At 57.1% G+C, this 14,049-nt stretch carries 14 protein-coding genes; 7 read left to right on the top strand and 7 right to left on the bottom strand.

What is annotated here, in order from left to right; genetic code table 11:
• Positions 1-52: 52 nt before the first annotated feature.
• Together ACYZT1_RS06885 and bglX are read right to left on the bottom strand one after the other, a co-directional pair.
• The gene (locus ACYZT1_RS06885; protein WP_462018270.1) at positions 53-256 is read right to left on the bottom strand and encodes a type II toxin-antitoxin system Phd/YefM family antitoxin; all 204 of its coding nucleotides are present in this window, start codon (positions 254-256) and stop codon (positions 53-55) included.
• A gap of 197 nt (positions 257-453) precedes the next feature.
• Positions 454-2,700: a beta-glucosidase BglX gene (bglX, locus tag ACYZT1_RS06880; protein WP_462019201.1), complete on the bottom strand. Its 2,247-nt coding sequence runs from the start codon at positions 2,698-2,700 to the stop codon at positions 454-456.
• A gap of 400 nt (positions 2,701-3,100) precedes the next feature.
• Between bglX and ACYZT1_RS06875 the strand changes: the two genes are divergently transcribed.
• Positions 3,101-4,075 (top strand): hypothetical protein, encoded by a 975-nt coding sequence (locus ACYZT1_RS06875; RefSeq protein ID WP_462018269.1) that lies wholly within the window; start codon positions 3,101-3,103, stop codon positions 4,073-4,075.
• A 173-nt stretch (positions 4,076-4,248) separates the two neighbouring features.
• Complete coding sequence (locus ACYZT1_RS06870; RefSeq protein WP_462018268.1) at positions 4,249-4,566, top strand: helix-turn-helix domain-containing protein; 318 nt, start codon at positions 4,249-4,251, stop codon at positions 4,564-4,566.
• 45 nt (positions 4,567-4,611) lie between these two features.
• Here the strand turns inward: ACYZT1_RS06870 and ACYZT1_RS06865 are convergent, their stop codons facing one another.
• Positions 4,612-5,658 (bottom strand): MBL fold metallo-hydrolase, encoded by a 1,047-nt coding sequence (locus ACYZT1_RS06865; protein WP_462018267.1) that lies wholly within the window; start codon positions 5,656-5,658, stop codon positions 4,612-4,614.
• Between the two features lie 214 nt (positions 5,659-5,872).
• Here ACYZT1_RS06865 and ACYZT1_RS06860 point away from each other — a divergent pair, with 214 nt between their 5' ends.
• From ACYZT1_RS06860 to ACYZT1_RS06845, 4 genes are all read left to right on the top strand, one after another.
• Entirely contained in the window at positions 5,873-6,481 is a 609-nt protein-coding gene (locus ACYZT1_RS06860; RefSeq protein WP_462018266.1) for a TetR/AcrR family transcriptional regulator, read from the top strand.
• 223 nt (positions 6,482-6,704) lie between these two features.
• Entirely contained in the window at positions 6,705-7,832 is a 1,128-nt protein-coding gene (locus ACYZT1_RS06855; RefSeq protein ID WP_462018265.1) for a glycerophosphodiester phosphodiesterase, read from the top strand.
• Positions 7,833-7,966: 134 nt separating this feature from the next.
• The gene (locus ACYZT1_RS06850) at positions 7,967-8,272 is read left to right on the top strand and encodes a PepSY domain-containing protein (protein WP_462018264.1); all 306 of its coding nucleotides are present in this window, start codon (positions 7,967-7,969) and stop codon (positions 8,270-8,272) included.
• 155 nt (positions 8,273-8,427) lie between these two features.
• Complete coding sequence (locus ACYZT1_RS06845; protein ID WP_462018263.1) at positions 8,428-8,733, top strand: PepSY domain-containing protein; 306 nt, start codon at positions 8,428-8,430, stop codon at positions 8,731-8,733.
• Between the two features lie 83 nt (positions 8,734-8,816).
• Here the strand turns inward: ACYZT1_RS06845 and ACYZT1_RS06840 are convergent, their stop codons facing one another.
• Positions 8,817-10,442 carry a methyl-accepting chemotaxis protein gene (locus tag ACYZT1_RS06840; protein ID WP_462018262.1) on the bottom strand — a complete coding sequence of 542 codons (1,626 nt, stop codon included), beginning with the start codon at positions 10,440-10,442 and terminating at the stop codon, positions 8,817-8,819.
• Positions 10,443-10,731: 289 nt separating this feature from the next.
• Between ACYZT1_RS06840 and ACYZT1_RS06835 the strand changes: the two genes are divergently transcribed.
• Positions 10,732-11,754 carry a transporter gene (locus ACYZT1_RS06835; protein WP_462018261.1) on the top strand — a complete coding sequence of 341 codons (1,023 nt, stop codon included), beginning with the start codon at positions 10,732-10,734 and terminating at the stop codon, positions 11,752-11,754.
• Positions 11,755-11,933: 179 nt separating this feature from the next.
• On the opposite strand, the gene ACYZT1_RS06830 is transcribed toward ACYZT1_RS06835, so the two are convergent.
• Genes ACYZT1_RS06830 through ACYZT1_RS06820 form a run of 3 tightly spaced genes read right to left on the bottom strand, consistent with a single transcriptional unit; the run spans position 11,934 to position 14,029 of the window.
• Positions 11,934-13,169 (bottom strand): RNA polymerase sigma factor, encoded by a 1,236-nt coding sequence (locus tag ACYZT1_RS06830; protein WP_462018260.1) that lies wholly within the window; start codon positions 13,167-13,169, stop codon positions 11,934-11,936.
• The gene (locus ACYZT1_RS06825; RefSeq protein ID WP_462018259.1) at positions 13,169-13,657 is read right to left on the bottom strand and encodes an SRPBCC family protein; all 489 of its coding nucleotides are present in this window, start codon (positions 13,655-13,657) and stop codon (positions 13,169-13,171) included. The genes ACYZT1_RS06830 and ACYZT1_RS06825 overlap by 1 nt, the downstream gene beginning before the upstream one ends.
• Positions 13,658-13,684: 27 nt before the next feature.
• Positions 13,685-14,029, bottom strand: coding sequence for a YciI family protein (locus tag ACYZT1_RS06820; protein WP_462018258.1), 345 nt, complete (start codon positions 14,027-14,029; stop codon positions 13,685-13,687).
• Between the last annotated feature and the right edge of the window lie 20 nt (positions 14,030-14,049).

Here is a 14,049-nt window from a genome sequence, read left to right as displayed (position 1 = left end):
TCGCTTCCAAATCACAGGTGACTTTCGAATCCATTGATGGTGCTCTCGGTGGTCATATCAAATTCCGCAGAGATTCGAATTTTCCCTTCAAACGCCCAGGCTCACGCGCCCGAGCTGCAGCAACATGAGGCAGCAGATTCAGATAGGGCTTGCCGTCTTTGGTGATAACAACCGCGTCGCCCTGCCAAACACGTTCAGCGAGTTTGGCGAGCTGGGATTGCGCTTCGTGCATGCTTACATGCAGCCGTTCAGTCATATGCACCTCTGTAGATTGGGTCACGCGAGCTGAAGCTGGAGAATTCGAACGCTATGACGATTCTGCTTTTGACGATGTTCGTCGAAGGTTGTGGATGATAATGCCTAAACCAGATATTTGGTGTGCACTCAGGATCATTCGCGAGCAAGCTTCGCTCCTACACGGGACCGTACATCCCATCAGCCACTGCGTTGACCCTATAGCAATTCAAAACTCTGCTCTTTCACATCCTGGGAATCCAGACCGATTTGCACCCGGAACTCGCCCGGCTCGGCGGCGTACTTCAACTGTGCGTTAAAGAACTTCAAGTCGCTCTCATCGATGCTGAAATGAACCACTTTCTCCTCTCCAGCCTTGAGCATGATTTTTTGAAAGTCCTTTAGTTCTTTGACTGGACGGCTGATGGACGCAACGACATCGCGGATATAAAGCTGAACCACCGTTTCGCCATCGCGCTGGCCAATATTTCGCACGGTGATGCTGGCATTGATGTGGCCTGTGCTCTTGAGCACTTGAGTCGAGAGGGAGATTTCAGACAGGCTGAAATCGGTATAACTCAGCCCATAGCCGAAGGGATAAAGCGGGCCATGGGGTTGATCGAAGTATTGAGACCTGTAGTTGCGTGGGCCACCCGGCAGGTAGGGTCGACCGGTGTTCAGGTGGCTGTAGTAATTAGGGATTTGCCCGACGGAGCGCGGAAAGGTGATGGGTAATTTGCCGGACGGGTTGTAGTCGCCGAACAACACATCGGCAACTGCATTACCTCCCTCGGTACCGCTGTACCAGGTTTCCAGAATCGCATCGGCCTGCTCCTGCTCCTTGCCGATGGAAAGTGGCCGGCCGTTCATCAATATCAGCACCAACGGCTTGCCCGTCGCTTTCAGCGCCGTGATCAGCTCACTTTGGCGCCCAGGGAGATCGAGGCTGGTTCGACTGGCCGCTTCGTGAGACATGCTGCGGGGTTCACCCACGACTGCAATGACGACATCGGCCTGCTGTGCAACCTTGACCGCTTCGTCGATCATTTCTTTAGCCGCACGAGGGTCATTGTCAACTTCGGACGCTCCCAGGTATTTAATAACCTCCAGATCCTCTGTGAGATTGACACCCCGGGCATAGGTCAACGAGCCCTGGTTCATTGCGCTTTTCAGTCCGTCGTAGATCGTTACCGATTGCGCGCGCACACCGCTCGCAGACCAACTGCCCATGATGTCGACGGAACTTGTTGCCAATGGACCTATGAGCGCAATCACACCCTCTTTTTTTAGCGGTAACAGCCGGTTCTCATTCTTCAAAAGCACCAATGTCTTGCGGGCCACATCACGGGCCTGAGCTCTGTGCAGACGGTTTTCGGCGTTATTGTCCGCGGGGTCTTGCGCGGCAATGCCAATGCGCCGATAAGGGTCTTCGAACAGTCCCATATCGTACTTGGCACCCAGTACCTCCCGCACCGCGTTATCAATATGGCTCTGAGAAATAGATCCTGTTTCAAGCAGCCCCGGCAGCTCTTGACCATAAGATGAGTCGTTCATACTCATATCAATGCCAGCCCTGATTGCGAGCATGGCAGCTTCGCGATGATCTTTCGCGACACCGTGCTGAACCAGCTCGGCAATTGCACTATGGTCGCCGATGACCAGTCCCTTGAAGCCCCACGTCTTGCGAAGCAGATCTTGCATCAACCATGTATTGGACGCTGCTGGCACACCATTTATTGTATTAAGAGCCACCATCACAGCGCCCGCTCCACCATCAATCGCCGAACGATAAGGCGGCAGGTAGTCCTGATACATCCTGACCAAGCCCATGTCGACACTGTTGTAGTCGCGCCCACCCTCGACAGCACCATACAACGCAAAGTGTTTGGCACTGGCCATGATGCTGTCCGGTGCATCTGGGCTTTTGCCTTGGTAAGCCTGAACCATCACTTTGGCAATACGCGAAACCAGATAGGTGTCCTCACCAAAGCCTTCGGAGGTGCGCCCCCAACGAGGATCACGGGCAATGTCTATTGTCGGCGCAAAGGTTAAATCGATACCGTCCGCACTGGCTTCTTTCGCCGCCGTTCGACCGCTCAACTCAATAGCGGCCATATCCCAACTGGAGGCTAATGCCAGGCCAATGGGAAAAATGGTTCGATGACCGTGTAATACGTCCCAGCCGAAAAACATCGGTATTTTCAGGCGGCTACGTTGAGCCGCGTCTTGCAATGGGCGGTTCAGGTAACGGGCCACAGAGCCGAATGTACCGCCAATTCGCCCGGCGGTGATCTCTTGGCGGATCCTTTCGGGAGTCATGCTGTCATCAATAGCGATCAGCCGTAGTTGCCCAATCTTTTCTTCCAGCGTCATTTGTTCAAGTAAATGCTCTACAAATTTCTCTTTGGGGTCGGCACTCGCTAGCGCTCCCGCGAAAGCAGGATGACCCAACAAAAGACCAAGCACACCGGACGCAATAATTTTTTTCACATTGCCCTTCCACTGGATTGCAAAAAGGCACTGCGCGAAATATCGCGCTGCACCCCTGGCCTTGGGAGGAAAAATAACTAAAGACCTGCCGCAAACTTCCTTTCTCTACTCTGATGGGCGAATAAACCACCTGCTTGTAAAGGTCCTGCAAAAAACAACAACCGTCTACTGCCATTTCTTACAGGTCAATTGCGCCAAATTCATTACTTGAAGAATCCGCAGGCTCTGAACACAGTTGCCCAAGGGGCTTTGTCAGAGCGTCGCTCCGTCTGCTCGGCGTGTACGCCGGCAGATTTGCGCTGCGTTAAAACATTCAGTGCAACCCGCCCCGCGTCCCGCTATTAATACCCTTCCCTACTCAGGACCCGAGCCCACCATGAAATTCGACCTCGCCTACTGCCTCAGCCTCGACACCAAGCTGTCGATCTATGACGTGCGCGATTTGAATTTTGACGAGACGATGGAGTTCGATTCCGCCAAGGAACATTTCCAATGTCCCAATGACGCCTGCAGAGCGGCGTTCGAGGCGGCGAATGTGTTGACGACGTTCAACGCCAAGAACGTCAATTACATCCGCACGCCGCACTTCAAGAACACGCCCGGCACCCGGCATGTGGCGGATTGCCCTTATGTCAGTCTCAAAACGCCGGCTTCCGATGTGGAAACGGATGACGTCCGTGAGGAGCATTTCCCGTCGGAATTGTTACTGACCCGGCGTCAGTATGTGCGCAAGCCATCAAGCCCAGCGGCCGCAGAGGATGCATGTCGGGATATTCCGGAAAGCCGTTTTGCAGACAACCACGCAGTGCATTCAGGCCCTGAAACGGCGCCAGACAAGACGAGCGTTTTCGCCCATCCGGTGGAGTGCTTCGTTTCCAACTTTGAAGACAAAGACCTGCTCAAGCGCATGCCGCTGAAGATCGGCGACCACACGGCGCCGTATTCGTCGTTCTTCAAAAAGATCGAGTACCTGACGGACAACAAAGGGCTGATTTACTGGGGCAAGATCAAGGAGATCAAGGATTACACGCAGAGCTTTCGCATCGATTTCGAGCAGAAGGTCTGGTTCAAGCAGGCAGACGAGTCGAAGAAGAAGCCTTACTCAGTCAACGTTTATTTGAGCAAAAAGTTGATCGAGAACTACCGAAAGCGCAAAGCATTTCTGCAAGAAATCAAACACGCCGTCGACAGCGAGAAAGAGTTGTTTTGTTTTTTCTACGGTGTGACGCCTGAGTTGAAGCAGGTGCCGAGCAAGAACAACCCCGAGCAAACGTTCGGGGTGTTCAGTGCGAATATCGAGAACCTGGATCACCTGATTATTCGGGAAGCGCCGGGCTTTGCAGACCGGTAATCCATTTCAGGGTTCGAAAAATGGCTGATCGGCTTGCGTTAGGGGTACTCACCGTCCGTCTGGATGGCAGGGCCAAAATAGCAAAAATTAAAAAATGAGTTTGATCCGGCCGCAAAACAACTGTACAAAATCACAGTACTTTTGGATAAGCACTCTTGAGCCCGGAGAACACCATGGCCTCTTATGCGATGAAAATCACCCTGGAACGTATCGCCCTCTTCCAATTCACCCCGGCTCACAGCGCCCAGGCGCGAGCGATGCTGGGTTGGAGCGTCGAGCAGCTTTCGCGAGAGTCTGGCGTGTCGGTAGACGCGATTGAGCGATTCGAGGCCCGGCGTGACGTCTCGGATGCGCAGCGACTGGCGCTGGCATATCGGTTCGAGTCCGAGGGTTTGGTGTTTTTCCCGGGATTTGCGCCGGGGCGTGGGATGAGTGGGAAAGGCGCCGTGGCGGATGCAGGGGTAAGGGCGGAATATGCAATGGGTGAGTAACGTACAGTCCGGCCGCTTGTATCCAAGCGGCTTGGATTCTGAACGTCAGGCGCTTTGAATTTCGCCTCGATCGCCTACATCCGTTACTTCCGTCCACCAGGCACCACCTCGCTGCGGATACATCAGGTTGAACGCCTCACCCATTTGGGGTGTGGTAATCGACACACTGCGCTCCCAGGCCAGCGCAAGTATCCGGTCAAACGGTTCGTACCAGGGGTGCATGGACAAATCGAATGTGCCGTTGTGAATCGGCATTAGCCAGCGGCCTTTGAGGTCGATGTGCGCTTGCAGGGTTTGCTCGGGCTGCATGTGCACATGCGGCCACTCCACGTTGTAGGCGCCGGTTTCCATCAGCGTCAGGTCGAACGGACCATATTGTTCGCCAATACGTTTGAAGCCGTCGAAGTAACCGCTGTCGCCGCTGAAAAAGATGCGCGTGTCACCGTCGAGCATCACCCACGAAGCCCACAGGGTGCTGTTGCCATCAAACAGGCCGCGGCCGGAAAAATGCTGCGACGGCGTGGCGACAAACTGGATGCCGGCAACTTCGGTGCCCTGCCACCAATCCAGCTGGCGCACTTTGGTGGCGTCGATGCCCCACTTGATCAAGGTGTCGCCAACACCCAACGGGGTGAGGAAATACTGAGTCTTCTGCGCCAACGCCAGAACAGCCTGATAATCGAGGTGGTCGTAGTGATCGTGGGACAGGATCACCGCCTCAACCGGTGGCAGGTCCTCCAGACTGATCGGTGGCTGGTGAAAGCGCTTCGGTCCGGCCCACTGCACCGGCGAGGCACGTTCGGCGAAGACCGGATCGGTGATCCAGAATTTATCTTGCATTTTCAGCAATACGGTGGAATGGCCAAGGCGATAAACACTGTGATTGGGTGCGGCGATCAACGCGTCGCGAGTCAGGCGTTGCACCGAAACAGCGGTGCTCGGCCGGGTGCTTGGCGGTTTGTGAAAGATCATGTTCCACATGATCCGAAGCATTTTTCCAACACCTTCACGTTGCACCGGCGCATGGTTTTTGAATTGCCCCTGTGCCCGACGGGAAGCTTCCGGTTCAGCGACATTTTTGGCAGTGGCCATGACTGAATGACTCCAGGGAACCGCACGATTACGCGGTTTCAGCGGTAGGACGAAAATTGGCCAAGGCATGCACGCATCAGCCGGAGACTCTATTGTTGGCTGCACAGCATTAACGAAACGTTACACTGCACAGTGTAGTTTCAAGGTTGCATCAAAGCCGATCACAAGTAAACTGCCAAGTGTAGTTCTTACCCCATTTTGCCGAAGCGTACTTATGACAGCCCCACAGCGCCTGACCGACCGAAAACGCGAAGCGATCATCCAGGCGGCGATTGCCGAATTCCGTGCGCACGGTTTCGACATCACCAGCATGGACAGGATTGCCGCCCGCGCTGACGTGTCGAAGCGCACGGTGTACAACCACTTCCCGAGCAAGGAAGCGCTGTTCGCCGAAATCCTCAATCAGTTATGGGCCCGGGTGACGGCAGAACAGGAAACGCCCTACCGCCCCGATCTGCCGCTTCGCAATCAGATGCGTCTGATGTTGATGGCGAAAATGCAGATGCTGGCCGATGACAATTTTCTTGACCTGGCACGCGTCGCCATCGCGGCCACGATCCATTCCCCGGAGCGTGCGCAAGATATGGTCGCAAGGATGGGGCAACGTGAAGAAGGCCTGACCGTGTGGATTCGCGCGGCGCAGGCCGATGGAAGATTGAAGCCGGGCGACCCCGAGTTTGCCGCCCAACAGATTCATGGAATGCTCAAATCCTTCGCCTTCTGGCCGCAGATTTCCATGGGGCTGCCCGGCCTTTTGCCCGAGATGCAGACCTCCGTCGTGGAGTCGGCGCTGGACATGTTTCTCGCCTGTCATGAAGTTTGAATCTGGACCCCGCCTCCCCGACCTGAAAAGTGACCGAGGATTTACACGCAAGGAAGGGCGTTCCCTGCGGAGCAAACTGCCAGGTCGAAGAGGACTGCAAAGCGCCGCACAAAACGACTGAAAAAACCTATTTGAAAGGGTTAATGTCGGCCTTGCGATAGCGCAAGCGGCGCTCAGTTGTTAAAAAGGACGTCTTTGAACATTCTGCGAAAGGATCTCGACCATGCCTGTCATCTTTACCAAGAGCGCCCTGCTGCTGAGCGTGCTGCTCGGCATCGGCCAGGCCCACGCCGCCAACGAACCGAGCCCGACTGCGCTGGCCACCCGTTCCGGCATTCCGCACCCGGCGGTGATTGCTCATCGTGGCGCGTCGTTCGATGCTCCGGAATCCACCGCACCTGCCTACAAACTGGCGCGCGACCTGGGCGTCGATTACCTCGAGCTGGACCTGCAGCGCAGCAAGGACGGCGTGCTGTTTGCGTTGCATGACGACAACCTGCAACGCACGACTGATGTCGCGAGCAAATTCCCCGAGCGCAAGGACAGCCCGGCCAACGCGTTCACCATGGCCGAATTGAAAACACTGGACGCCGGCAGCTGGTTCAACACGGCGTATCCGGATCGCGCGCGCCCTTCGTACGTGGGCCTGAAAGTCCTGACCCTCGATGAAATCATCGACATCGCCCAAGGCAACCCGCTGCACAAACCCGGTCTGTACATCGAAACCAAAGAACCGAAGCAGTTTCCCGGGCTCGAACGCGACCTCAAGGAAAAACTGCATGATCGCGGCTGGTTGAGCCCGACTGGCTCGAAACTGGCCAAGAGCGCTCTCGGCGTCGGCCAGGGCAAAGGCAAAGTGGTGCTGCAAACGTTCGAGAAGAGTAGCCTCGAACTCCTGCAAAAAGAGATGCCGCAAGTGCCGAAAATACTTCTGTTGTGGGTCGGCGAAGGCAGCATCGAGCCGAAGTCGACAGTTAAGTTTGCCGAGTCCGGCGACAAGGACAAGGCGACTTACTACGCCAAACAGGAACCGAAGGATAAAGCCGAATTCCAGCGCTGGGTCGATTATGCCAAGGCCCAGGGTGCCATCGGCACCGGCCCTTCTGCCGCGTTGACCAAGGGTGGCGATCAAAGTTATTCGGACCTGGTAAAACCGTGGATGAACCAATACACCCATGATCAGGGGCTATTGGTGCACGTGTACACCGTTGACGATGCGGTGGATTATCAGAAAGTCATGGATGCCGGGGTCGATGGCATTTTCACCAACCGCGCCAGCGAATTGCTCAAATTTTATAAACGGCCGGCAGCGGCGAGCGTGGCGCAGTTGTTGACGAATAACGGATATTGATTGAGACCGGGGTGCCTGCATCGCGGGCAAGCCTTGCTCCAACATTAAAACCGAATGTATCCGGGAATTAAGGGTGGATTAAGTTGCCCCAGTTACTGTGGACTCACTTAAACAGCAACCCAAGGAATGAACCGATGAAAACATTAACTGCCCTGTTCACCGCTGCTGCCCTGACACTCACCGCTGGCGTGGCGCAAGCTGATGTTCGCGTCGACCAGATCCCTGAGCTGGTCAAAAGCGGGAAGATCAAGCCACTGGAAGAAATGAACCAGGCGGCTCTGAAATTGCACCCGGGGGCGACCATCACCGACACGGACCTGGACAACCACTTCGACAACTATGAATACGAAGTGGAACTGAAAACCGCTGATGGTAAAGAATTTGACGTGGACTTCGATGCCACCACTGGCAAAGTACTGAGCGACAAACAAGACACCTGATACACCGCACAACAAGCCGCACCTCTTCGGACCGTGCGGCTTTTTTGCATCTGGCCAATTGTAAGACTTTGATTCAACGGGAAAAAATTAAGAATTGGTTAAGCAGCGACGAATAACGTGTGCCTCGCTACTTACCTACCCAAGGATTAAGTCCCATGAAAACAATAACTGCCTTGTTCACCGCTGCAACCCTGACTCTCACTATCGGCTTGGCCCAGGCCGTCGAAGACAACGTACTGCTTCACCATATTCCTGAGCTACTAAAGGAAGGCAAGGTAAAGCCGCTGGAAGAGCTGAACCAGGTCGCGCTGAACTTACACCCGGGTTCGAAGATCACTAGCACCCAATTGGAGCACCGTCTCAAGGGTTACATCTATGAAGTCGAAAGGCTTGACCCGAAAAAGGTCAAGCGAAATGTCGATATATTGGCCGCGACTGGCGAAGTCCTGAGCGACAAATAAGACCCGCTAACGCGCCTCGCAAAGCCGCACGATCGAACTATCGTGCGTTTTTTTTTCGTCCTGAAAAAACCGTTAAGCCGCGATCAGGCGCTCAGCCGCGCTGTCACTTCGTTCAATTGCCCGGACAACCCATGCAGGTTGTGGCTGGCCGCTTCAGTACGTTGGACGTTGTCCAGGTTGGTGCTGGCAATGCTGGTGATTTCAGTGAGGTTGCGCGAGATGTCTTCGGCGACGGAGGTCTGCTCTTCGGCCGCCGTGGCGATCTGCCGGTTCATGTCGCGAATCGCTTCCACTGCCTGGGTGATGCGCTCAAGCATGGCGCCGGCCTGAGTCACTTGCTCGACACTTTCTTCACTGCGCGACTGCCCGCTTTCGATGGCCTGCGCGGCGTCCACTGCACCGGTCTGCACGGTCTGGATGATCTGATTGATCTCGATGATCGACGCCGCCGTGCGCTGTGCCAGGCTGCGCACTTCATCTGCGACCACCGCAAAACCGCGCCCGGCCTCACCGGCACGGGCAGCTTCGATAGCGGCGTTCAGCGCCAGCAGATTGGTTTGTTCGGCGATGCCGCGAATCACTTCCAGCACTTTGCCAATACGTCCACTGTCAGTTTCCAGACGACGGATCACCGTGGCGGTATTGGCGATTTCACCGCGCATCTGCGTGATGGTGTGGATGGTGCCTTGCATGACCTTTTCGCCTTGTTGCGCGGACTGGTCGGCATCATCGGCGGCGCGCGCGGCGTCGGCGGCGTGACGCGCGACTTCCTGCGCGGTGGCGGACATTTCGTTCATCGCCGTGGCCACCTGATCGGTGCGGCTGAATTGCTCATTGGTGCCGCTGGCCATGAGGCCGGCGATTGATTGCAGCTCACCACTGGCGCTGTCCAGGTTCCTGGCGCTGGCCTGCAGACGGCTGAAAGTATCGGCGAGGAAATCGCGCAGCGTATTAGCGGCAATCGCCAATTTGCCGAGTTCATCCTGACGGGTGCTGGCCACGCGCTCGGCGAACTTGCCTTGGCTGAGTTGCGCAACGTATTCGATCAGCTGGCGGATAGGGCCGACCAGGTTGCGGTTGACCAGCCACAGGCTGAACAGGCCAATCAACAAGCCGGAAACGAGCATGACGAGAGTCCCGAGAAACACCGTGCGATCGGCACTGGCGCTGATCGATTGCGACTGCTCGGTGCCCTGGCGACGCAACTCGTTGACCAACTCGCTCATCTGCTCGCTGGTGGCGCGGTCCACGCCCTTCACGGCCGTGTCGCCCGCCGTCGGTTCGCCACCCGCCGCGACAAAGGCGTCACGACCTTTCTGGTAGGCCGCACCTAACTGACGGTGTTCGTCACGCAAGCGTTCGATGCGCGTCTTCAATTGCGCCTCGATGCCTTTCTGCGCGGCCAGTTCCCCGAGGATGCCCTGCACATCGCGCTGCCGGTCTTGGAATTGTTTCCAGTATTTGTCCAGGTCTGCCGGTTGCTTGCCGCGCAACAAAACGTTTTTCCATTCCTGAACCTGCACCTTGAATTGCAGGTTGGCCTCATCGATCAGTTGCGAAGTGCGCAGCGGTCCCTGGATCAGGTTGGCATAGCCTTGCACGCCGTCTGAAAGAAAGTGGAAGCAGGCCAGCGCAATCAACAATATCGCCAACAGGCTGCCACTCAGCAGGGCGAGAATTTGCGCTCGTAACGACTTTTGCAAAAACATGGACGGTACTCATGACAGAAGTGAGGCACGCCTGAAAAAGGCGTGGGAATTGTCTGAACATCCCTGTTTTCTGCGGCGGCGAACCGGACCGGTGCCGCACAACTTAACCTATGCGAAATCGGCGTGCCAGAGCGGTTCTTGAGTTAAATCCGACCGTCGGTAGCACGTGTTTTTCAATCACTTTCTTGTCACAAAAACGTCATGCGCAGTTGCGATCATGCGGCCGACGTGAACCTGAAATATTCGGAAAAAACAGCTGACGAGCGCGCCTCCCCTTTTGCGAGAAACCATGAACTACAGCATTGACCAAAGTCATCGCGATCCGGACCTGTTCGGTCTGCTGTACGGTTTTGTTTTTCGTCCCGGCGAGCGCGGTCGGGAGATCGATTCGGCACAGGCGTTGCGCTGCCTGCAGCAAGCGGACGACAGCGATGAATTTCTCTGGCTGCACCTCAACCTGGCCCACGCCGCGTGCGAGCGCTGGATGAAAAATCACCTGCAATTGCCCGATGAATTTTTCGAAGCCTTGCACGAGGGCTCGCGTTCGACGCGTATCGAGCATGTCGATTCGGCATTGCTGGCAGTGGTCAACGATGTGGTGTTCAACCTCAGCAGCATGGTCTCTTCGGATGTGTCGACGCTGTGGGTCTGCGCCCGCAGTCGCCTGCTCATCAGCGCGCGCCTGCAACCGCTGCACTCGGTGGACAAGTTGCGCTCATCGGTGAAGGCTGGTGAACGCTTTCGTTCACCGCTGGAATTGCTGGTGCATTTGCTGCGTGATCAGGGCGAGGTGCTGACCCAGATCGTGCGCAAGACCAGCCTCAGCGTCGATCACATCGAAGATCAGTTGTTGTCGTCGCGCCTGTCGACCAACCGCGCCGAACTGGGGGCCAATCGCCGGGTGCTGGTGCGTCTGCAACGCCTGCTGGCGCTGGAGCCGGGCTCGTTGCTGCGGCTGCTCAATCGCCCACCGCAATGGCTGCAGAAGGAGGACGTCAAAGAGTTGCGAAAATCCACGGAGGAATTTGCACTGATCATCAACGACCTCACGGCGCTGGGCGAGCGGATCAAATTGCTGCAGGAAGAGATCGCCGCCAACCTCAATGAACAAAGCAACCGCACGCTGTTCACCCTGACGGTGGTGACGGTGCTAGCGTTGCCGATCAACATCATTGCCGGTTTTTTTGGCATGAACGTCGGCGGCGTGCCGCTGGCGGATGATGCGCATGGGTTCTGGATCCTGGTTGCGCTGGTGGCGACGTTTACCGTTGTTGCCGGGCGCTGGGCATTTCGCAAGCGGCAGGATTATTGATCTTGAAAGCCACATTAATCCATTGTGGCGAGGGGGTTTACCCCCGTCCGGCTGCGCAGCAGTCGATAAAACCCGTTACTCGCGGTGTGTCAGGGACATGTGATTGACGGGATTTAGGGTCGCTTCGCGCCCCAACGGGGGTAAACCCCCTCGCCACAGGGTTTGCGCGTTCACTCGCCTCAGCGCAGCGCCTTGATCCGTGCCTCTATAAACCGTCGCTCCGGCATTTGCTGTGTCAGCTCCAGCGCCCTTTCGTAAGCCGCACGTGCTTCGTCGTTACGCCCCAGTTGCCGACAGAAATCTGCACGCGCGGAGTGGGCCAAGTGATAATCGAGCAGTTCGCCGCGCGCCAGAATCCCCTCGATCAACGCCAGCCCGGCCAGCGGCCCATCGCGCCGGGAAATCGCGGCGGCGCGATTCAGCTCGATGACCGGCGATGGGACCGCCCGCAAAAGCGCGTCATACAGGCCGACAATCTGCATCCAGTCGGTCTCACCTGCCGACGATGCCTCCGCGTGCACCGCCGCGATCGCCGCTTGCAGGCAGTAAGGCCCGAAGCGCCGCCGGCTCAGCGCCAGCTCCACCAGCGCACAGCCTTCGCCGATCAATCCGGCATCCCACAGCGAACGGTCCTGCTCATCGAGCACTATCAGCTCACCCTTTGCAGAAGTCCTGGCCGGCCGCCGCGATTCGTGCAGCAGCATCAGCGCCAACAGCCCCATCACCTCCGGTTCCGGCAACAATTCCATCAGCAAACGGCCTAGTCGAATCGCCTCGCGGGTCAAGTCCTCGCGGGTCAGTTCTGGGCCGACAGATGCCGAATAGCCTTCGTTGAACACCAGATAAATCACCCGCAACACGCTGTCGAGGCGTTCAGGCAGTTCCGCGCGGGTGGGCACCTGGTAGGGGATTTTCGCGTCGCGGATTTTTGCTTTGGCGCGAACGATGCGCTGGGCAATTGCGCTGGGTGCCGACAGAAACGCTCGGGCAATTTCCTCCGTCGTCAGGTCGCAGACCTCGCGCAACGTCAGCGGCACCTGGGCATCGGCCGCAAGCGCCGGGTGACAGCAGGTGAAAATCAGGCGCAGGCGATCGTCTTCCACATCTTCGTCACTCCAGTCGGCCTGCTCCAGCTCTTCGAGTTGCGCGATCAATAGCGGCCGCGATGCCGCAAAACGTGCGCGCCGTCGCAGTACATCGATCGCTTTGAACCGCCCCGTGGAGACCAGCCACGCGCGCGGATTGTCTGGCACACCGTCACGCTGCCAACGCTCGACCGCGACGAAAAAGGCCTCGTGCAAGGCCTCCTCGGCGAGGTCGAAATCGCCGAGCAAACGGATCAGCGTCGCCAGAATTCGCCGCGATTCTTCGCGATAAACCTGTTCGACCCGAGCCGACACCAACGGGCCAGGCATCAGTCCGACATGCCTTGGGTCACCAGGGTTTCCAGTCGATCCAGGCTCTGCCCCCAGCCGTCATGAAAGCCCATCGCTTCGTGGGCCTGGCGGTCTTGTTCGGACCAGTGCATGGCGCGTGCGGTGTACAGCGTTTGGCTGCCCTGCTCGTGCAGCGTGACCTCGGCCGCCATGAACGGTTTGCCCGACGGAATCCAGCCGGGAATAAAAGCGTCGGTGAACACCAGCCGTTCAGGCGCGACTATTTCCAGAAAAACCCCCATGGTCGGGTACTCCGCGCCGTCCGGCGCACGCATCAGCGTGCGAAACTGGCCGCCGACCCAGAGGTCCATTTCGCATTCGGGCGTGGTCATTCCGTGCGGCCCCCACCATTGCGCGAGCAACGCCGGCTCGGTCCAGGCACGGAAGAGTCTGCTGCGCGGGGCGTCGATCAGGCGACTGATGGACAACTCGAAAGCGGGTTTGCATGACACGGGTGGCGGGCTCATGGGGAACTCCTGTGTTGTGATTTTTATTCAGGGATTCAACTGGCGAACGGGTCGCACCTCGACACTGCCGACCCGCGCCGCCGGAATGTGGCCGGCGACGTGGAGGGCCTCGTTGAGGTCTTTGGCATCGATCAGGTAGAAGCCGGCCAACTGCTCTTTGGTTTCGGCGAACGGTCCGTCGGTGATCGACATTTTGCCGTTGCGCATGCGCACGGTGGTGGCGGTCTGCACCGACTCCAGCGCCTCGGAGGCGAGCATTCGGCCACTGCCCTGAATCGCTTCGGCGTAGGCCATGCATTCGGCATCCTTGGGGCTTTCCGGCAGCCCGTGCAATTGCTGCTCGTTGCTGTAGACCAGGCATAAATACTTCATGTCACCCTCCGCAATCCAGC

It is taken from the genome of Pseudomonas sp. PB3P13 (assembly GCF_054897735.1).
Note: the sequence above shows the minus strand (reverse complement) of the source record. Positions and strands in the feature narration are given on the sequence as shown.